The sequence below is a fragment of the Paenibacillus chondroitinus NBRC 15376 genome, from assembly GCF_004000765.1.
Taxonomy (GTDB): domain Bacteria; phylum Bacillota; class Bacilli; order Paenibacillales; family NBRC-103111; genus Paenibacillus_E; species Paenibacillus_E chondroitinus.
This window is the reverse complement of record NZ_BILW01000001.1, coordinates 1-19,748: the sequence shown is the minus strand read 5'-3', so window position 1 is coordinate 19,748 and position 19,748 is coordinate 1. Positions and strand designations below refer to the sequence as shown.

At 43.2% G+C, this 19,748-nt stretch carries 19 protein-coding genes and 1 pseudogene; 2 read left to right on the top strand and 18 right to left on the bottom strand.

Annotated features, from left to right (window positions below; all coding sequences use genetic code 11):
* Positions 1-124: 124 nt before the first annotated feature.
* The 15 genes from PCH02S_RS00100 to PCH02S_RS00030 all read right to left on the bottom strand — a co-directional run bounded on the left by PCH02S_RS00100 (position 125) and on the right by PCH02S_RS00030 (position 16,014).
* Positions 125-1,855, bottom strand: a complete 1,731-nt coding sequence (locus PCH02S_RS00100) for an ABC transporter substrate-binding protein (protein ID WP_127448948.1) — start codon at positions 1,853-1,855, stop codon at positions 125-127.
* A gap of 20 nt (positions 1,856-1,875) precedes the next feature.
* Positions 1,876-2,340: a hypothetical protein gene (locus PCH02S_RS00095; protein ID WP_127448947.1), complete on the bottom strand. Its 465-nt coding sequence runs from the start codon at positions 2,338-2,340 to the stop codon at positions 1,876-1,878.
* A 19-nt stretch (positions 2,341-2,359) separates the two neighbouring features.
* Positions 2,360-3,325 (bottom strand): ABC transporter ATP-binding protein, encoded by a 966-nt coding sequence (locus tag PCH02S_RS00090; protein WP_127448946.1) that lies wholly within the window; start codon positions 3,323-3,325, stop codon positions 2,360-2,362.
* The gene (locus PCH02S_RS00085; RefSeq protein WP_127448945.1) at positions 3,291-4,304 is read right to left on the bottom strand and encodes an ABC transporter ATP-binding protein; all 1,014 of its coding nucleotides are present in this window, start codon (positions 4,302-4,304) and stop codon (positions 3,291-3,293) included. The genes PCH02S_RS00090 and PCH02S_RS00085 overlap by 35 nt, the downstream gene beginning before the upstream one ends.
* Before the next feature lie 9 nt (positions 4,305-4,313).
* On the bottom strand, positions 4,314-5,252 hold the full coding sequence (opp4C, locus tag PCH02S_RS00080) for an oligopeptide ABC transporter permease (RefSeq protein WP_127448944.1): 939 nt from the start codon (positions 5,250-5,252) through the stop codon (positions 4,314-4,316).
* Between the two features lie 12 nt (positions 5,253-5,264).
* Positions 5,265-6,221: an ABC transporter permease gene (locus tag PCH02S_RS00075; protein ID WP_127448943.1), complete on the bottom strand. Its 957-nt coding sequence runs from the start codon at positions 6,219-6,221 to the stop codon at positions 5,265-5,267.
* Positions 6,222-6,442: 221 nt separating this feature from the next.
* Entirely contained in the window at positions 6,443-7,993 is a 1,551-nt protein-coding gene (locus PCH02S_RS00070) for an ABC transporter substrate-binding protein (RefSeq protein WP_127448942.1), read from the bottom strand.
* A 125-nt stretch (positions 7,994-8,118) separates the two neighbouring features.
* Complete coding sequence (locus PCH02S_RS00065; protein ID WP_127448941.1) at positions 8,119-9,705, bottom strand: response regulator transcription factor; 1,587 nt, start codon at positions 9,703-9,705, stop codon at positions 8,119-8,121.
* Positions 9,683-11,398: a sensor histidine kinase gene (locus PCH02S_RS00060; protein ID WP_164819369.1), complete on the bottom strand. Its 1,716-nt coding sequence runs from the start codon at positions 11,396-11,398 to the stop codon at positions 9,683-9,685. Before PCH02S_RS00060 ends, PCH02S_RS00065 begins: the two co-directional genes overlap by 23 nt.
* 201 nt (positions 11,399-11,599) lie before the next feature.
* Positions 11,600-12,487, bottom strand: coding sequence for a carbohydrate ABC transporter permease (locus PCH02S_RS00055; protein WP_127448939.1), 888 nt, complete (start codon positions 12,485-12,487; stop codon positions 11,600-11,602).
* Positions 12,488-12,500: 13 nt separating this feature from the next.
* Positions 12,501-13,412, bottom strand: coding sequence for an ABC transporter permease (locus PCH02S_RS00050; RefSeq protein ID WP_167494413.1), 912 nt, complete (start codon positions 13,410-13,412; stop codon positions 12,501-12,503).
* 225 nt (positions 13,413-13,637) lie between these two features.
* Entirely contained in the window at positions 13,638-14,084 is a 447-nt protein-coding gene (locus PCH02S_RS00045; protein WP_127448938.1) for an NUDIX hydrolase, read from the bottom strand.
* Positions 14,085-14,138: 54 nt separating this feature from the next.
* Positions 14,139-14,615, bottom strand: coding sequence for a DinB family protein (locus PCH02S_RS00040; protein WP_127448937.1), 477 nt, complete (start codon positions 14,613-14,615; stop codon positions 14,139-14,141).
* Positions 14,616-14,667: 52 nt separating this feature from the next.
* Positions 14,668-15,387, bottom strand: coding sequence for a WecB/TagA/CpsF family glycosyltransferase (locus tag PCH02S_RS00035; RefSeq protein WP_307719915.1), 720 nt, complete (start codon positions 15,385-15,387; stop codon positions 14,668-14,670).
* A gap of 159 nt (positions 15,388-15,546) precedes the next feature.
* Positions 15,547-16,014 (bottom strand): hypothetical protein, encoded by a 468-nt coding sequence (locus tag PCH02S_RS00030; protein ID WP_127448935.1) that lies wholly within the window; start codon positions 16,012-16,014, stop codon positions 15,547-15,549.
* A gap of 199 nt (positions 16,015-16,213) precedes the next feature.
* Here PCH02S_RS00030 and PCH02S_RS00025 point away from each other — a divergent pair, with 199 nt between their 5' ends.
* Positions 16,214-16,624 carry a MerR family transcriptional regulator gene (locus PCH02S_RS00025; protein WP_127448934.1) on the top strand — a complete coding sequence of 137 codons (411 nt, stop codon included), beginning with the start codon at positions 16,214-16,216 and terminating at the stop codon, positions 16,622-16,624.
* A gap of 1 nt (position 16,625) precedes the next feature.
* Positions 16,626-17,387: an SDR family oxidoreductase gene (locus tag PCH02S_RS00020; protein ID WP_127448933.1), complete on the top strand. Its 762-nt coding sequence runs from the start codon at positions 16,626-16,628 to the stop codon at positions 17,385-17,387.
* Positions 17,388-17,723: 336 nt separating this feature from the next.
* On the opposite strand, the gene PCH02S_RS00015 is transcribed toward PCH02S_RS00020, so the two are convergent.
* The 3 genes and pseudogenes from PCH02S_RS00015 to PCH02S_RS00005 form a co-directional block, all read right to left on the bottom strand.
* Positions 17,724-17,927: a hypothetical protein gene (locus tag PCH02S_RS00015; RefSeq protein ID WP_174806709.1), complete on the bottom strand. Its 204-nt coding sequence runs from the start codon at positions 17,925-17,927 to the stop codon at positions 17,724-17,726.
* A gap of 427 nt (positions 17,928-18,354) precedes the next feature.
* The gene (locus PCH02S_RS00010; protein WP_127448932.1) at positions 18,355-18,870 is read right to left on the bottom strand and encodes a GNAT family N-acetyltransferase; all 516 of its coding nucleotides are present in this window, start codon (positions 18,868-18,870) and stop codon (positions 18,355-18,357) included.
* Between the two features lie 49 nt (positions 18,871-18,919).
* Positions 18,920-19,000 (bottom strand): annotated as a pseudogene (locus PCH02S_RS00005) (class I SAM-dependent methyltransferase); the annotation flags it as partial.
* Between the last annotated feature and the right edge of the window lie 748 nt (positions 19,001-19,748).

Here is a 19,748-nt window from a genome sequence, read left to right as displayed (position 1 = left end):
GAATAAACGACAAATGTTATGTCTTCAGTTATCTGATCGACACACCAACAATTCCCATGAAATTACTTTGTTATTGAGCGTATCACCCTTCAAGCCTATAGTCAATCAAGAATAAGCTCGGATGCTATTCAATTTTCAAAGAGGGAATCGAATTGCCCAATATGTTGATCGGATCGAGGTCCACCCCTTTAACCCGTGCGTTATGCGCGGACAAAATTTTCAGATAAGACAGCAGCAGCACAGGCGGATCCTCCTTCAGCTCTTTGTACAGCGAATGATAAAGCTCCGTTCTTTTGCCCGTATCCAGAACGCCCGTCGACTGATCGATCAATTGATCCACCTTTGGATTGGCATAGCCACTGATGTTGTATTTCGAATGGTAGCTTTTTACTCCATCATACGGATCGGATAAATTCGTCGTTGTGAACGACGTGAGATCGAAGTCCCCTTTCTTCCGCTTGGCCAGCAACGCGTTGAAATCCAAAATCTCCGATTCCACACCGATGCCTATATCCTTCAAGTTTTCTTTAGCCAGAGGAATGAGCACATCATCGATATTGTAGCCTTTGCGGCCCAAATATTGCAGCACGAGTTTTTGTCCGTCTTTCTCCCGAATACCGTCAGAGCCCACTTTCCAGCCGGCTTCGTCAAGCAGTTGCTTCGCCTTTTGCGGATCAAACGGATAAGCGGTCACGTCTTTGGTATACGCCCACGAGCTCGGAGATACCGGAACATTGGCTACGGACCCGAAGCCCTGGTACAAAATGTCGGTGAACTTTTGCCGATCCAGCCCGTAATATAACGCCTGACGAACGCGTTTGTCTTTAAAGTACGGCTTATTCGAATTGAAATCGAGATAGACGTAAGAGGTTGCCGTAAAAATGTTGATATTGGCAAATCCGAGCGATTTCAGCTGCTCATAGTTATCGCGGTTCGCCGTGAATCGATCAAAATCGGTTTCGCCTACTTTTAACAATTGAAAATTCGTACTGCCATCGGTAACCTTGAAAATGAAATTTTCCACAGCCGGCTTGCCGTTAAAGTAATAAGGATTCGCTATGAGCCTTACCTCCTGGCCCTTTACATATTTGCTAAATTTATAGGGTCCAGCACCTAGAGGCTGTGAATGCAAAGTTTTAATTTCATCCAAATTCCCCTGCTTGTAACCCTTGCCGTAGTAGGCCTTGGAAAGCACCTTGCCGCCAATCAAGGGCAGCGACAGCGTACTCACCTTATCCGTCGTCACTTGAATGGTTTGCGGATCAATCACTTTGATTCCTTCTACCGAGGACGCTTTCCCCTCTTTGTAGGCTTTGCCACCCACAATGTTCGCTTGCGTAATATCCGTATTTCCATCATAAACGGGATCGTGCAGCAGCGTCAGCGTAAAAGCTACATCTTCGGCCGTTAACGGCGTACCGTCGCTGAATGTCAAGTCCGGACGCAGCCGGAATGTATAGGTCAATTGATCTTGGGAGATCTCCCATTTCTCAGCCAACTCGGGAATCGCTTTGCCCGCACCGTCTTTGCCGACTAATTGACCGAAAATGACGTTCGTCACGTTCCCATCCCAGCCGTTTTGCGAAAAATACGGATTGAAAACACCTTCCATCGACAGTGTCCCCGATACGAATGTGTTGATTCGTTTCTTGGAGGTATCCGGATTTTTCGAAAGATCCGTTGCTTTCAGCAGACCATCTTTAATATCACTAGCACTTGACTGCTCGGCTGCTGGTGGAGTCTGGCCCGCTTGATTGGCGGTAGAGGTAGCCGTTGGATTGCTTCCGCATGCTGACACCAACGTTGTTGTCATAAGACTCCATAATATGAGCGTAACCCACTTTTTTCTCTTCATTTTCTATTCCTTTCTCTAACTCAAAATGTTGTTAAACCCGGAGATTTCAAGACGATGTCCACCGTACTCTCACCTGCTACTGCGACATTTTCGCGAACCACGATATGCCAATGTACATCGGGTATGGTCTCCCGCAATTGGACTAACTCTTCCTGATTCAGCCTCAATTGTTCCACACCGTATTCACTGCTGCTGAAGTCTCGGTCCTCTACCAGTCCAAACCGGTATTTCAAATACGTCTTTAATCCCCGAATCGTAATAAAGGTAAAAGAATAGCCGTGCAGGATGGCTTCCTCGCACTCCTCCCGCCGGGAGGCTGCGTATTCGAACAAGCTGTCCCACGTCCAGTCGTCGAGAACCGCATTCTTCAGTCTATTGAAGTCACCTGATCTTAATATTTCCGTCAACTCCGTTCCGGAAATCCCGTATGCCCGGGCAGCTTCAATACGAACGCCTATCGGCTGAGGAAGTTTTACTTTCGGCATCGTTCTGCCTCCTTCTCAATTAGATCAAATGACAAGCAGCATAATGACCGCCGCCTACATCTCGAAACATTGGCTTCTGTTCTCGGCAAACGGCTTCTGCCCATGGGCATCTCGTATGAAACTTGCAGCCGGATGGAGGATGAGCCGGGCTTGGAATATCTCCCTTCAGCACAATCCTCTCCCTCACGGCAGTCGGATCAGGGATCGGAACTGCAGAGAGCAGCGCCTTTGTATACGGGTGCTGGGGATGGCTGAACAACTCATCACGGGGAGCAAGCTCCACCAGTGAGCCCAGATATAGAACACCGATGGTCGTGCATAAGTGCTCGACCACACTCAAATCGTGCGAGATGAGCAAATACGTGTAGCCACGGCTCCCTTGCAGGTCGCTTAGCAAATTGATGATTTGTGCTTGAATCGACACGTCGAGCGCAGAAACCGGTTCATCTGCTACGATAAACTCAGGATTCAAGATGATAGCGCGAGCAATGCCGATCCTCTGCCGCTGGCCGCCGGAAAATTCATGGGGATACCTGTCGATATGATAGGAAGCCAAACCGCACAGGTTAAGCACCTCCAGCACCTTCTCCCTGATTTCCGCTTTGGAGGCAAGACCATGATCGAGCAGCGCTTCTCCGATGGCGTCTCCAATGCGGATGCGCGGGTTAAGCGAGCCGAACGGATCCTGAAACACCATCTGCATCCGCGGGCGCATGCTGCGAAGTTCGTTCCGAGATAAGGAGTATAGGTCGATCCCGTCGAACCGGACTTCGCCGTCGGTCTTCTCACCGAGACGCAAAATTGTGCGTCCGATCGTGCTTTTGCCGCTGCCGGACTCACCGACAAGCCCAAAGGTTTCCCCTCTGCGAATCGTCAGGTCGATGCCATCAACCGCTTTTACGTCCCCGACCTTACGTCCCCATAACCCTTGAGTAATAGGAAAATATGTCTTAAGCCCTTTGACTTGCACCAACGCTTCGGACAATGTCGCTCCCCTCCTCATACAGCCAGCAGGCTACGGAATGATCTTTTTCAGTATTTCGATTTTCCGGTTCTCTCGTACGGCAAATCTCCATTGCATATTCGCATCTGTCGCTGAACCGGCATATGCTTGCAAGGCCGATTGGGCTCGGGACCTGCCCAGGGATGGCGTATAGTCTGTCCACCCGCTGCCCGAGTCGGGGTCTGGATTTCAGCAGCCCTTGCGTGTACGGATGCTGTGGATTGCGGAACAACGGCAGCACCGGCGCCTGTTCGATCACTTGGCCACCGTACATGACAATAACTTGATCGGCCATTTCTGCCACCACACCAAGATCGTGCGTAATAAGTAGAATCGACATCCCGGTTTCTACCCTAAGCGTCCTCAATAAATCGAGGATTTGTGCCTGTATCGTCACATCCAGCGCCGTTGTTGGCTCATCGGCAATGAGCAGCTTGGGCCGGCAGCATAAGGCAATCGCGATCATGATTCGCTGCAGCATCCCCCCACTAAGTTCATGGGGGTAAGCATCCACTAGCTGCTCAGCTCTCGGGACGCCAACCTTGCGAATCCACTCGACCGCTTCGGCGCGAGCTTCTTTTTTGCGAAGATGCAAATGTTCCATCAGCGGCTCCATGAGCTGCTCACCGATCGTGAGCACCGGATTAAGCGAGGACATCGGCTCTTGGAAGATCATCGCGATTTCGTGCCCACGCAGCCGGTGCACCGGCTTTCCGCCGTCCCGCAGCAAATTTTCGCCATCAAATATAATTTCACCGCCGACGATACGGCCTGCCGGCTGCTCGATCAGGCCCATCATCGAAAGCGCCGTTACGCTTTTGCCGCAGCCGGATTCCCCGACCAATGCCACCGTTTCCCCTTCGCCGATACGGAAACTCACGCCATTGACGGATTTGACAATCCCCTGCTCCGTATAAAAATAAGTATGCAAATCTTTAAATTCCGCTAATGTTCCGGGCAACGGATTCACCTACCTTTTTAGTTTCGGATCCAAAGCGTCCCGCAGCCCATCTCCGAGCAAGTTAATGGCAATGACCGTGAAGAAAATCGCCGTCCCCGGCGGAATCCACAACCATGGCCGTGTTTGGAAATCGATGAGCGAATTGGCCGCAGCCATCATATTTCCCCAAGATGGCGTTGGCGGCACAACGCCAAGCCCTAAATAGCTAAGCACTGTCTCGCTTAAAATAGCCCTGGCCACACTCAAGGTGGCAACGACGATGATGACCGGCACCGCATTCAACAGCAGATGCACGATTTTCCTTCGGTCTCGCAGCCCGAGCGATTCTGCAGCGAGCATGAAGGTTCTCTCCCTGAACGATAAAATCTGACTGCGCACGAGCCTGGCGAGCGACGGCCAAGCCATGAAGCTAATCATGACCATGACCAGATAGATCCGATATTCGGAAGGCACCTTGAGGTCGGATAAAATGGCACCGATGATGATAAGAATCGGAATTTCCGGGACTGCCAGCAAAATGTCTGCCGCACGCATGATGATGTTATCAACCGCTCCGCGATAGTAGCCTGCAAGAGCCCCGAGCAGCGAACCCAATACGACGGAGAGCACCATCGATACAACGCCAACAAGCAGCGATATGCGCCCAGCTTGCATCAGCCTCGTCAGCACATCCCGACCGAGCTGGTCCGTTCCTAGCCAGTGCTCGGCATTAGGCGGTTTGTTAATCAGCGATACAATCACCTTGCCTTCCTTATAATCCGAGAACAAAGGTCCAATCACACATAATAGCGCCATAAAGAGCAAAAAGAACAGTCCAGCCATAGCCAATTTTTTTCTACCTAACCGTTTTCGTGCAGTTCCCCAAAGTGACGAGGCCCTTGTGCGGGATTCGTGATCTGCGGCGGTCTTATTTCCGGTCTGCACCGAGCTCCAGGTCTCCGCTTGCATCCCCCCACCTCCCTATTTCATCCGTATTCGTGGATCCGCTGTGGCATATAGCCAGTCGGCAAGTAAATTGCCGAGCACCGTTATAATGGCCAGAAACATCGTAAATCCCATAAGCAGCGTATAATCCCGGTTAGTGATCGCCTCCATATGGATGTAGCCCACTCCCGGCCATGTGAACACTTTTTCGGTGATAATAGCGCCGGAAAACAATCCCGGCAGTTCGAGCCCCAGCAGCGTAATTGCCGGAAGCAAAGCATTGCGCAGCGCATGTTTGAACACTACGACCCGCTCCTTGAGTCCCTTCGCTCTTGCCGTACGGACAAAATCCTGCTTGATGACGTCAATCATATTAGTCCGAAAATGCCGGGTAAGCGATCCAACGCTTAGCAGCGTCATCACGGTTGCCGGTAAAAGCATATGGTTCAGTACCTCCCATGCGTAAGCCCACCCCGTCGCCTCACTTCCGGTATTCAGCATGCCTCCTATAGGCAGCCACCCCAAGTCAACGGCGAAAAACTTCACCATCAGCAAACCGAGGAAAAACGAAGGAAACGACATCAGCGCAAATACACCGAAGGTGACGAGTGAATCGTACCAGGTGTACATTTTGACAGCCGATATGACACCCGCCAAAAGTGCGATGATCCAGGTCATGATGAGCGAGGCGCCGGCTATGAGAAACGAGTTCCATATATATTCCCCGAGCACTTTCATGACAGGCTGCTGGTATTGAAGCGAGTAGCCGAAGTCACCCCTCAGCGCATTGCCCAGCCAGATGAAATATCGTTCGAACAGCGGCTTATCGAAACCGTAGATCGCCTTAAGCTCCAAGGCCCGTTCCGGTGTCAGATTTATGTCTGAGTCGATGAAATCTCCCGGCGCCAGGGCGAAGATAAAGAAAATAACCAACGAGGCGCCGACAAGTGTTGGAATAAGGTGCAGCACCCGCTTCATCATGTATGCACGCATACTCGCTTGTCCTCCCCTCCATTGTCTTTCTTACTTTTCCAACTTGTTTAATCGGATTTTAACATGCTATGGACAATTGATTAAATACGAAAAAATAATCGAACGATAACTTCATGGAATAGCTCACAAACTAAAAAAATAAAAAAGCCCTTACCATAAAGGCTCGGGCCGACATCATCATCTATTTCTTTTTAAACTAAAATTGTTATCCGATCCAAATCCTATTTTTTCGAACTCACCCACGCATCCAATTGCTTTTGCTTTTCCTGTATTATTTTATCGATGCCTGCTGATTTAAGTTTAGCATTATAGTCAGGAAGCGCCTTATCCGGGTCAAGTGTTCCTGTTTCAAGACCTTTTTGATATTGATTGACTACATTCGTGACTGCTGTTATTTCCGTTTTCACAGATTCGGCGTTAAAGTTAAAACCAAGCGCCTTCGATTTCTTCGCGGTTTTATTGAATTCATCCATCTTTTTCCAAATATCCGGATCATCTCCCTTAAACACGTAGGAGAGAAATTGGTTGCCGAAAATCCAACTCAGCCCCAAGTAATAACCACTGTTTTTGGCGTCAATACCTGGTGGGAAGTCGATCATATTGTCAGATACTTTCACATAATGTTTACCTTCAATACCCCAATCAAGCAAATTAATTAAGTCTTTATCCGTATACAATAAATTTAACAGCATCATGGCGCGCTCTGGATACGCAGAATTCTGCGGAATCCCCCACATCAGATTCGTAATCGTTCCTGTCGTCGCAACGGGGTCGAGCAATTGGACAGTGACCATTTGATAAGTCGATGCTCGGGATTCCTGGGCATCATAGCCGGGCTTCATTCCTGCCAAATACCCGAATAATTTTCCCGATTTGACTAAGTCACTCGTTGATGTTTGGCTCGTTGCCGCATCCTTTATCACATAACCGGCTTGGTACCAACTTCTAAATCTTTTGATAAGCTCAGCATATTCCGGTGCTTCTTGATAATTAACAACTTTCATATTATTGTCATAGCCAGGCAGAACACCAAAGCCATCAACTAATGGATCTTCTAATCTATATACTTTCAGAAACGTACTGCCCGTCCCGCCTGAAGCAATCGGGGTTAAATCTGGCTCTTTTTCTTTTACAAGCTTCAGAACAGCCTCCACATCGTCTAATGTTTTGATCTTACTGATATCGATATTATATTTGTCAACAATGTCCTTCCTCATGACTAGCCCATAATTTTTTGCCAAATCACGGATGCTGGCAACCCCATAGATCTTACCATCAATTTTCGAAGCGTTCAGATAAGCGGGTTCCAAAACAGCGGAAATCCCCTTTCCATATTGGGCAAGTAAGTCGTCCAAAGGTTTTAATTGTCCTTTAGCCACAACAGAAGGATAACCGCCTCCACCGCCATTGATTGTCATAAGATCAAGTTTATCGTTACTGCTCATCATCAAGTTCGTTTGTTGAACCCAATTCCCGGAGTTAATAGGTAAAAGTTTGACAGAAGCGTTAATTTTCGCTTTGGTGATTTTGTTCACTTCTGCCTCAATAAGATTCATATCTTTTGGCATCGCGCCGTAAATAGGGAACGCCATCGTAAGTTCGGCAGGCGCTTTCGTATCCCCTTTGCCAGACGAAGTTGCAGTTGAAGGCGTCGACGTTGCGGTGGAAGCGACTTGCTGATTGCTCGGATTCTTTCCACATGCCGTTAGAAAAAGCATCGTTGCCATGATCATCGCCAAAAACATAATCATCATTTTAGTCCGTTTGTTCATGTTCTAACCCCTTTTTAAGAAAGTTTATGGCTGTTACTAGTTGTAATAATAAACTAAGGGATCCCAGACCTGCTAACAGTTTGATGACCATTTCATTACCGCCTTCATGACTTTTTCCGGGACTATTAACCATGCTGCTGGCGATAATCATTTGGATTCAAGTTCGTCACTTTTTTGAACATTTTAGAGAAATGGGAGAAATTCGAATAGCCCACGGAGAAGGCGATACTACCGATCGACATGTTGCTTTTGCACAGTAATTGCTTGGCCAGATTCACTCTTTCTTGCAGCAAATAGTCCGATATGGACATCCCCGTCTCTTTCTTAAAAAAACGAGATAAATAATCCGGATGTAAATAGACATGCTCAGCCAAATCCTCACGGGATAACTCCGCTTGATCCAAATGAACGGCAATATACTGTTTAACAGACGCAATAACGGAAGTACCTTGTTCCACGGCCTCCGCTTGATCCATTGCTTTCACAACGGTATGCCGAATCCAGGCTAACAGGTCAGTTACCGAACGAGTGGCCTTGCCGGACAGAGACAAAGAGATCTCATCACAAAATAATTGATGAGCCTGAATGCCTTTCAGATTCAGTACGAAATACGTCATCTGAAGGAAATTTTCATAAAATTGACGCAGTAAACTCGCATTTAACGCTTCGTTTTGTACCAATTTCTCCACAAATTCCGTCGCTTCCGCGATCACGTGCTCCTTCGTTCCCTTTTTTAGCATCGCCGACCAGAGGGTCATGTCCGGCAACTGGATCTGTACAGAGGAGACAGCTTTCCTGTTTAACGGGAATACTTTGTTATTAAAGGCCACATTATTGGTATCCAGTGCTATCAATTCCTGTACAATAGGCAAAACCTCGTGCAGATAACCATCAGTGCCCAAATAACAACATAAATCGCAGTAAAAATAATGATTGCAAAACTCAATATAAGCTTCACAGCTGCGTATTAACTTCTCCATGAGCTCATGGGCATACGTTTCAAAATATAAAATGACGAGAATTTGTCCTCTGTCGATGGGGAGTATTTGCCCACTCGTTACTTGTTGAACAATCATTTCTTTCGCCGAATTTTTGAGCGCATATTCCAAATTTTTCTCATCGCGCATACTAAATTCCTGATGCCAGCGCTGAACACTGATGAGAACGGGCAGAAAAGTCATCGTTTCGGAGTAAAGAAAATTCCGATGTGTGGCAATTTCTCTTATTTCCTTTTCATGTGAGGGGATTGTTTGATCAAGTAAATCCTTCCAAAACCTTTCCTCGATCAAGTGATGATTTTGCGTCCATAACAGATTCACACGATGAAGCTCGCTGTGTCGGGATATTTTCTGCTTGGCATTCGTCAGCACCTCTTCCAGTTCATCAACAAGTGCCGGCTTAATTAAATAAGCCAAGCTCCCTAGTTGAATCGCTTGTTTGGCGTATTTGAAATCCGCATGCGCAGTCAAGAAAATGACCTCTGTTTCCAGGTGATTTTCCCTTACCCAAGCTAGCAGCTCCAGGCCGCTGCCCTGCGGCATTTCAATGTCACAAAACAGAATATCGATGCGGTGCTCGGCAAAAATGGCTTTAGCTTGCCTGATGTTATACGCCGTATAGAGTTCAGAGATTTCGTTTTTTGCTAAATCCAAATCGGATTTTACACCCTCAATCACATGCTTTTCATCATCAACAATCAGTAAATGGTACATCGTCCGCACCTCCAGCTTTCATTTTCAAATGGATAGGTAGAGTAATTGAAATGGCCGCTCCGCGAGGCAGCCGATTCGAAAAAGAGATTTGGGCCGATTGGGCATACAGCAGGCGGAGTCTCCGTTGAATGTTCCATATTCCGACATGTTCCCCTTGCTCGGTGACCAGACTTTCCTCTTTTTGCAGAACATGCAGCACTTCTTCGGAGAAGCCCCTGCCCGTATCTTGAATTAAAACGGTAAGATAAGGAACATGATCCTGCTCGATTACATCAATATCGATTGAAATATGTATCGGTTCATCCAGCGTAACCGCGTGCTTCACCGTGTTTTCAACAAAAGTTTGAATGACAAGTGGCGGCACATACGTATCAATTAAAAATTCCGGTGCGTTAATTTGACATGTCAGACTTTCCGGAAAACGAAGTTCCTGGATACGAAAATAATTCTGTGTGTGTTCGAGTTCATCTTTTAACTTCACTAGACTGAGATTACTTCTGAGCATATATCTGAAATATTTCATTAAGGATAAAGACATTTCTTTAATCAATTCAAAATTTTTCACTTTGGCTAAGTTGTATAATATATTTAACGAATTTAAAAAGAAATGTGGATTAATCTGCAGTTGTAAACGCTGCAGCTCTTCCTTTTGCTTGCTTAGCTGTTCTTCATAAACATTAATTCGCAGTCCCTCAATTTGTGCGATCATATTGTTAAACGTCTCATTAACCAGAATAAATTCATCAGATGTTGGAAATGTTTCAATGCGAGCTTCCATATAACCGCTTCGAATTCTTTTCATAGCGGCCATCAAGCGGTTAAGCGGAAGCATGATCGTTCTTCGTAACAAACTGAGCCCTAACGGCAGTGAAAAAAGGCTTGCAAAAGTAATAAGACCAACCATTTTTTGTAAGTAGGGCAGCTTTTCCAGGATCTTCTCGTCAGGCACGAGTGCGATCAGATTGAAATCCCCTTTGGATGACGGTTCTCCAACCACCAAGAAATTGCGAGAATTACCTGATAAATAATAATTTTCCATAACAGATTTCAGCTGAACTTGATTTCGGTTGACAAGGTCAATGTTCGTCAAAGGTACTCCGTCTTGAGTTGCGAATAAAGCTCCTCCGTTCGTACCAAAATCTATGGTTTTGAACGGAACCATCAGATTGTCCGCTTTGATCCAGGCCCCAAAATAAACATCCCCGGATTGGAAGATGTACATTAAATAATAAGTGTTGTTGATTTGCTCAACATTCCAATGTTTGGAGTTGATTCGCTGGGAATCCACGGTCATCTTAATGACGTTATTCATGGCCTCATCTTCTTCAATGGTGCCTCTATCTCTGGTGACTCGTAATATATCATCTCTTTTGGGAGCATATAGGAAGAAAGAATTGATAGAATTGTACATACTAATATCATTCGATAATTTATTAAACATCATAATTTTATTGAAATTAAAATCATAATCCGATTTCGACAATTGGTAGGCGATAAAATCAGAATCGGCAGCTACTGTGTTATTAATATACTTTTCACTATCCTCCAAAGTTTTATCTACTTGATCCATATATAGGATCATCATGTTCTTATAGGAATCCGCTACCTGATTTCGCACGACTTTGGTTGAATATACGCTGTAATAAATCAGTATAGTGATCAATGGTACCGTTAAAATCAATACCCCCAGCATCAATTTCATCCTTATTGAATTCAGGGAATGCTTCCATTTTGACTTTGATGCCTTCATCCAACACCTACCCCAACACCTGTGGTTTCTATATTTTAGTATCCTTATTATAGTACACGAATAAGTAAAGGAAGCCCATTTAATAAGCCCTTATGAGCTAACTAAATGGACCTGATATGTTTTTTGAAAATGATTGCAAATGAACTACCCTTTCACGGCTCCGATCGTAATCCCTTTGACAAAATATTTCTGGAAGAACGGGTAGGCGATTAGAATCGGGATCATGCCAATTACCGCGATAGCCATTTTTACGGTAGAGCCGGGAATTGATTCCGCTGCTGTGCTGGAGCCAGAATTGAAATCACTGCTTGCCAGATACTGCGCATCCTGTAAAATGCGGTTCAGAAGATTTTGGATACTATAATAACGCGGGTCTGTAATATAGATCATTCCATTCATCCAATCATTCCAGTAGGTAATGGTTTGAAAAAGCCCCACAGTTGCAAGAATTGGCATTGAAAGTGGTAGCACAATCGATCCGAACGTTCTAACCTCTCCCGCTCCATCTATATTCGCTGATTCGATTACGGCCATGGGTATCGAGGTTTGAAAATAGGTCCGCATCAGCATGACGTTAAATCCATTCATTAAAAGTCCGGGGATAATCAGCGCCAAAATCGTGTTCTTGAGATCCAGCATCTGTGAATAAACCAGATAGGACGGTACCAGTCCTCCATTAAATAACAGAGTGAAGAAAACGACGAATGCTAACACGTTTCGAAGAGGATAATCTCTCCGTGAAATAGGATAGGCCAATAACGAAGTGAACACAAGGCTCGCTGTAGTCCCTACCACAGTAATCAGCACCGTGATGCCATAGGCCCGAAAAATGTCTGCGCCTTCTTCTAACATATATCGGTAGGCAAGCACGCTGAATTGAGACGGCAGAAAGGAATACCCGTTTCGGATAATCTCTTTCTCGTCGGTAATGGATGAAAGAAACAGGAGAAGAAAAGGAACCACGCACGCCAGGGAGAACAAAATCATGAGGATATGTCCCAACCTTTGAAGCGTTTTACTTTCATTTTTCATAGATGTCACCTCGCTAGAACAATGCATTATCTTTGTTGAATTTACCAACCAAATAGTTGGTTATAAGGACGAGGACAAATCCGACCACCGATTGATACAAACCAGCTGCCGCTGACATTCCGATGTCTCCTAGTTCCTTCAATCCTCGATACACATAGGTATCGATGACGTTGGTTGTCGAGTAAATTGCACCCGAGTTCATCGTCACCTGATAGAACAGACCGAAGTCGGAATGAAATATTTTTCCGATGCTTAGCAGAACCAACATCGTTATTGTAGGCGTCAACAACGGGAACGTAATATGACGGATCTGCTGCCACTTGCTAGCCCCATCCAATTTCGCCGCCTCATAATATTCTTCGTCAATTCCGATGATAGCGGCAAAATAAACAATACTGCTGTAGCCCAGACCTTTCCATACATGAATCAAGGTTAAAATGACCGGCCAATATTTCGACTCCTGATACCAGTCAATCTCCCGCATCCCCAAGAGAGGAAGTACCGTCTTGTTGAGGAAACCCGTTTCCAAGCTTAGACCTGCATAAGCTAAATAGCTGACGATGACCATAGAAATGAGAAAGGGCAACAAAATAATACTCTGGTACAACCTTGAGAGGAATCGATTTTTGATTTCATTTAAAAGAATCGCTACCCCGATAGAAAGTAGGGTCCCTATAATGATAAACACTACATTATAGAGAATCGTATTTCTCGTAATTTCGTAAGCATCCGAAGTTTTAAATAAATATTCAAAATTTTTGAGACCAATCCAATCACTACCCCATATCCCTTTGGCATAGTTGATATTTTTAAATGCAATAATGATGCCGAACATGGGTAGGTAGTTATTGAGCGCCAGGTAAAGCAGCCCAGGAACCGTCATTACTGTAAGCGGGATATACTTTTTAAAAACTCTCTTTTGCATTTTTACTGCCTCTGCCAAGTAGTTCCCCTCTTTCTGCGTTTCTTTGCTCCTATCATACAATAGCGTTGAAATCGCCTCTAACAGTATGCTGACTTTTTTGTTATCGTTCTGCTGACTTTTTTAAAGAATGCGAGAAGAGTCTTTCTTATAAAATGAGAAAAAGCCGCGATTTGCGCGGCTTTTAATGAGAACATGATCTTGATCAATAAGTTGATAGATTTGATATTAGTGTTTCTCGTGCAAATCCATAAGCTCTTTCGCCTTATCAAACACCCAATTCAGGTCCGCATAGCCTCGTTCCAAGTGCAGTCGAACGGCATCTTCCCAAATGAAATATTGAGCACCTTGAACTTCATCAGCCTGGTGGATTGGCTCAGCCTGTTCGTCAATGGCTTCAAGAAGGAATAAGCGCACCTGCTTGCGAATAGTTAACCCTTTTCGTTCGATAGGATATTCAATGTCGCCAAGAAGTGAAAGAATTCTGGAATTAATCCCAGTTTCTTCTGAAATTTCTCGGACTGCGGCTTCCTCCCATGTCTCTCCGGCTTCCAGGTGGCCCTTTGGGAAACCGATATGTCCATATCTATCGTGAATGAGTAGGACATGTATTCCTGAATGTGTCTTGCGGAGAACTAATCCCCCGGCAGCACGTTCAATAAGATTCTCTGTCATAATAAGCTCCTTTGTGGCTAATAGCCTAAAGCTCCTCGGTGCAGTATCGACTAATCATTTACTCCAGCTCTTCTGCAGCTTCCGAATATAGCAAATTTGACCAATGTGATAGGCATTATGAGTTGATACATTTCCAAGTATCTCCCACCACTTGGCAGCCACCGGAAATCCGTTTACTTCACTTTCGACTTGTTCTTCAGTAAGTAGATCTTGCCATTTTAAAAGAACATCTACTAATTGATCTTTTAAGTCCGTGAACTTTTTGTCTTTAGGAACTATAAAACTTTTATTATTATCTCCTATGGAAGGCACGGCATTGACATCAGATTTTTGGTACCTGGTTTGCCATGTCTCATTCCAATAAAGTAAATGCTGCACAATTTCAGCGATACTATTGCTATCTTCACTAGGCTTCCAAAAAGCTGCTTCCTCCGACAAATTGTCAACTGCAGCTGAAAATGGTAGGTACCAACTAGGGTCATCAGCATTTGCTAATAACTGATCGGATAACAAATCTTTTACATGAACCATACTTTTCACTCTCCTCCTTGACTAATTCTCCAAACCTTTTTCTGTTCCGTTATCACCGATTATTTTCTTTAAATAACAATGCTTTCATTACAAAACGAGGCAAAATTAATTGTCTTCGCCATCTGGATGGTTGATTTAATAATCGATAAAGCCATTCCACATTTAACTTCTGCCATATCACTGGTGCTCTTTTTACTGTCCCAGCAATGATATCAAGACTTCCTCCAACGCCAATAGCAACTCTAACATTTAATTCATTTTTAAATTTATGTATCCATAATTCAGCTTTTGGGGCTCCAAGTGCAACTACTAGAACATCGGGACTCAAGGTCGCAATCTCATCTACAATTTGTGCCTCATCCTTCTGGTCAAAAAAGCCATGCTGTCTACCCAAAACGGATACATTTGGATATCTCTTGCTTATTTCTTCTGCTGCCATTTTACTAGTCATCTCATTCGCGCCCAGAAGATAAAATGACCATTTCTTTCGGTTCCCCATCTCTAATAAATTGAATAGAAGATCACATCCTGTAACACGTTCGGGAAGTGGATTTCCCTTTAAACGAGAGACCATGACTATACCTGCACCGTCCGCAGTTAGGTGACCAGCCTCAGCAATGATGGTATGGAGCAGCAAATCATGTTGACAAGACATAGTGATTTCTGGATTTAGCGTTACCACATGAAACAGTTCCGCTTTATTTTCCGTTATTACTTGGTCAATAATATGGACTGTATCTTCCATTGTAATTTTGGGCACAGGAATTCCCATTATTTTCGAGCAGTTCTCCATAGAATCACCTTAGGGTTTTAACCACATTTTAACATAAAGGATTACTCCAAACTATCCTGCTCTGGTACATTAACTAATACCAATACTAAAACAGACCCAACGATTTCTCGTCGGGTCTGTTTTTATGACGCACATGTCTTAAACTGTGCCTGATGAATCCGGTACGTCCGGACCATCGACGACATCGATCACACCGATAGCCAGAATGCTGATAGCAGCTGCTTTTCCCAGCTTTTTCACGCCGTCTTTCAACCGCGCTTTATCGCTGTCCTTAAAGCCTGTCACGACATCTTTTCCGCTCTCAACCACATACTCGATGCCATGGACAACTCCTTTTGCCGTCGTAATGGCAGTTTGTTCAAGTTCATGTAGTCCAGCTTTCGATTGCTGCTTATCTGCGGTAATTAGGCCTGCGCTTAAATTCCATACACCGCTCGCTGCATGGCCCGCGATTTCGCCAGTTTTGGCCGTTACCTGTTCTATATCATTGCCGATTTCCTTTATATAATCACTGCGAACAAGCTCCCCTGCCACACGGACAGTTCCTCCAAGCACTTTGCCTGTCACATCGCCTGCCAGCTTGCCTAAATCCTTCAAAAAATCCATCTCAAGCACCTCCGTACATCAGTATATGCTGTATTACGATTGTCGAATCACTTGGTTGCAATTTATGAAGAAACGTAGGCGTTCTTGGAGTCAAACTTTTAGCCTTCAACAGACTATTAATTTCTTTGTTGACTTAAACCATGGTTTAAGGCGTATCATAATCCTGTCGACATGAAATATAAAATTTGGAGGCCTCCAGATGAAGTATTATTCAATTAGCGAAGTTTCAGACAGACTCGATATTCCGGAATCAACGATACGTTATTATGAAAAAAAAGGATTATTACCACAAATTGAGCGTGATGAAGCTGGGAGGCGTTTTTTTTCAGAAAATCAAATTGCCTTCCTTGGAATCATTATTTATCTAAAAAACACGCATATGCCAATAAGTGTAATTAAACAATATGTTGATTGGGTAGTAGAGGGAGAGAGTACTATTGAATTGCGACTTGAAATGATGAAGAATCACAAAAAAAATGTACTAGCTGAAATTTCGCTAATGCAAGAAGCATTAAAAGGAATTGATGTAAAAATCGCACGTTATACAAAGTATACCCAGGAAAGAAAAGAAGCAAGAGAAGATGAATTCATATTGGAAAAGAGGAAATAAGATGAAACTTTCAGGAAATACAATACTTATTACAGGCGGAAGCACTGGAATAGGTTTAGCTTTTGCAGAGCGATTTATCGAAGCTGGAAATAAAGTCATTGTTTGTGGACGACGTGAAGATGCACTTCAACATGCAAAAGAAAAATCCCCTAACCTTATTACTCGTGTAAGTAATTTGGATATTGAATCCGAGCGTGTAGCATTGTTTGATTGGGTAACAGCAAACTATCCAGAAGTGAATGTGTTAGTTAATAATGCAGGGATCCAACAACGCTTTAATGTGTTAAAAGGGGATGCGAAGAACAATTGGAATTATTTCAGTAAAGAAATCACAACCAACCTTGAAGCACCTTTGCATCTCTCTATGATGTTCGCTCCATTTTTTGCAACAAAAAAAGAGGCGACTATCATCAACGTGACATCTGGATTAGCTTTTACACCGTTTGCAATTGCCCCCATTTATTCAGCATCCAAAGCGGCGCTTCATTCATTTACAATGAGTCTACGACACCAACTTTCTGAAACGTCTGTAGAAGTAATTGAAGTTGCTCCTCCGGCAGTGAATACAAATTTAGGTGGAGTGGGGGGCCATACTCAAGGAGAACCATTAGATGCCTTCGCAGATGGAATTATCAAAGAATTAGAAGAAGGTAAAAAGGAAATTGGATATGGTACTTCTGTGAATCGCTTACGCATGACACGAGATGAAGTAGATGTATACGTGGAAAATTTGTATAAGGCCACGAAAAACCTAATTGAATAATTATGCTTGCTGGATTTTAACAGTGCGTTTCATCTACTAAATTTAGCAAAGCCCAATGGAAAATGTATATAAAAGACACCGTATCTACCCGTCACTTGAATAAAATAAGGGACAATTGCCGGCCACGGCGATCTGTCCCTTCCTAAATTCCACTCCCCACTCATTCGTGCAAGGAACACGATAAACCTTTGCCTTTCGGTAGTCCACGCATTTCGTGAAGGACACCGATCAAATCGGCAGCCTCAACTGATGTCCCGATATCTTAACGTGGTGCCTTACTATTGAACGCCTGCAATTCCAAAGGTGCTCTTAATTACTTTTTTATAATTTTCCCATTCAAAATAAAAAGGAACGATATTTTTTTTTCATATCAGGCTCAATGAAAAAGTCCTTCCAAGTAACAATGTTATTCTCCCTATCGATTTTTACAGAGACAATTCCGCAACCCTCATCCCCACACCACGAACAAACCATGAGAGGATATTCGTACCACATTGTTTCATGTGGTTTTCTCAGTAAAAAATAATCATTCATTTCCATAGTTACTCCCTGTATTTCGATATGCATAGCTACCACTAGTTCTGCTCAACTATCGTGTCCCCGTTAGCATAATCATCACTTCTTTTGAAAGGTTATATTATTTTTTATCAAATTGCTTGACCGTTCATATGGTTTTTGTTCAGCATTATTACTTCTGGCTCTGTTAAACTTTGTTGTTGATTTCATTGAACAAACAGGTATAAATATTGAATACATCTAATGATTTTGGAAAAGAAGCCTTATAGGTATAATCTTGTTGAGAAACTCAATAAGCATCCCTAAGTTGTTTTGATGTTCACCCCAAGCCACTTGATAGTTGAGCTTGTAATTTAAGCATCCAAGAAGTATGAGCAAATGAACAAGATTGTTTGTAGGATTAATCCATATTGAATTTACATTATCAATTGTTTTTTACTTTGTATTATGCTCATTTTGTTCGCTCTACAGAATACAGAAAAAATTCCATATCTATATTCCTAAAATTCTTGGTATCTTTATCAATAATATTCATACCGTTTCGAACAGCAACTTTTTGAGAGGCTATATTTGTGTCCCTAATAATAGAATAAACCCTACTTGCATTAAGAACTGAGAAAGCGTATTCCTTGCAAGCAATTCCCGCTTCTGTTGCGTAACCTTTGTGCCAGTACGCTTTTTGAAACAAAAACCCTATTTCCAAAATTTCTTTTTCTCTCCAGCTTTGCATCGTCAATCCACATTGACCAATCATTTCGTTTGTTTCTTTTAATACAACAGCCCAAAGTCCAAAACCATACTCTTCATATCTTTTAAGATGTCTGTTAAGCCAATTTTGTGCTTCTTCTAAGTTGAATGCACTTTCATAAGCAGCACGCATTACTTCCTCATCACACAATATTCCGCACAATGCATCATAATCGGACTGCACCATTTCTCTAATTATAAGACGTTTTGTTTCTATCAAGAATCTCCCACCTTTTTTTTATTTCAATTACCTTTCAAAAATTCCTTTTTTCTCGTTGTTCTATGAGTAAAAATGACCCGCCTGGAATAAGTATTGCTTCATATTTGTGTGGTAAAGAAAGCACCTGTAAATCCGACTAATACTAGGATGCTTAATCTTTTAATTGAACTATCCTGCCCGTTACTTCAACAGGCAACAGCAGCCGATCGTATTAGCCGGCTGCAGCGGTGTCTATTAATCAACTTACGTTCCTAAGTTAGCTTAGAATTTCCTGGTAAAAAATCAATGAAGGTATATCAAACACGTTGCTCAGAATCTGACACAGAGAGGACTGAGGCGAATACTTCGAAGTTAAATATGATGTTAGGCGCTGTTGCTGACATTTGACATCTTGTATTAACCATTAATAACTCTAATTGGACCACCAAGATCAGAGGTCAAGAGTTTTGTTAAATATATTAATACACCTAAATGTACAATAAATAAAATCCAAAATATTAACTTGTTTTTCTTTCTAATCCATCTCAATCCAAAACAAATAGCAAGCGAGGCTATTAACCCTAAGAAAATCGTGAGATAAAAAAAATAAAAAGGATTATGTTTTAATAAAGATATATTATAAAAAATAGAGATTGTCTTATTACTTATGATTAAATAACTTTCTATCCAGTAGATTAAAAAAAGTACTATATACATTATTGTATTTAATAACCATCTTAGTGTCTTCAGGTGGCTTCACTTCCTTATCATTTTTTACTGTATTTAATGCCATTCTTGCGGCTCCTGTTTAGTTCTCCGATTTCATATAACTCTACTCTGAAAACTTCGCATATTTTAACTTATTTGAAGTAATCTCTAAGTGATTCAACTATCGTTCA

Coding starts and splice junctions, on each gene's coding strand:
- PCH02S_RS00045 (WP_127448938.1), bottom strand. CDS start 14,084: ATGACAGAGAATCTTATTGAACGTGCTGCCGGGGGATTAGTTCTCCGC.
- PCH02S_RS00030 (WP_127448935.1), bottom strand. CDS start 16,014: ATGGATTTTTTGAAGGATTTAGGCAAGCTGGCAGGCGATGTGACAGGC.
- opp4C (WP_127448944.1), bottom strand. CDS start 5,252: ATGCAAGCGGAGACCTGGAGCTCGGTGCAGACCGGAAATAAGACCGCC.
- PCH02S_RS00065 (WP_127448941.1), bottom strand. CDS start 9,705: ATGTACCATTTACTGATTGTTGATGATGAAAAGCATGTGATTGAGGGT.
- PCH02S_RS00040 (WP_127448937.1), bottom strand. CDS start 14,615: ATGGTTCATGTAAAAGATTTGTTATCCGATCAGTTATTAGCAAATGCT.
- PCH02S_RS00020 (WP_127448933.1), top strand. CDS start 16,626: ATGAAACTTTCAGGAAATACAATACTTATTACAGGCGGAAGCACTGGA.
- PCH02S_RS00075 (WP_127448943.1), bottom strand. CDS start 6,221: ATGCGTGCATACATGATGAAGCGGGTGCTGCACCTTATTCCAACACTT.
- PCH02S_RS00055 (WP_127448939.1), bottom strand. CDS start 12,487: ATGAAAAATGAAAGTAAAACGCTTCAAAGGTTGGGACATATCCTCATG.
- PCH02S_RS00070 (WP_127448942.1), bottom strand. CDS start 7,993: ATGAACAAACGGACTAAAATGATGATTATGTTTTTGGCGATGATCATG.
- PCH02S_RS00015 (WP_174806709.1), bottom strand. CDS start 17,927: ATGGAAATGAATGATTATTTTTTACTGAGAAAACCACATGAAACAATG.
- PCH02S_RS00035 (WP_307719915.1), bottom strand. CDS start 15,387: ATGGGAATTCCTGTGCCCAAAATTACAATGGAAGATACAGTCCATATT.
- PCH02S_RS00100 (WP_127448948.1), bottom strand. CDS start 1,855: ATGAAGAGAAAAAAGTGGGTTACGCTCATATTATGGAGTCTTATGACA.
- PCH02S_RS00050 (WP_167494413.1), bottom strand. CDS start 13,412: ATGCAAAAGAGAGTTTTTAAAAAGTATATCCCGCTTACAGTAATGACG.
- PCH02S_RS00095 (WP_127448947.1), bottom strand. CDS start 2,340: ATGCCGAAAGTAAAACTTCCTCAGCCGATAGGCGTTCGTATTGAAGCT.
- PCH02S_RS00060 (WP_164819369.1), bottom strand. CDS start 11,398: ATGCTGGGGGTATTGATTTTAACGGTACCATTGATCACTATACTGATT.
- PCH02S_RS00025 (WP_127448934.1), top strand. CDS start 16,214: ATGAAGTATTATTCAATTAGCGAAGTTTCAGACAGACTCGATATTCCG.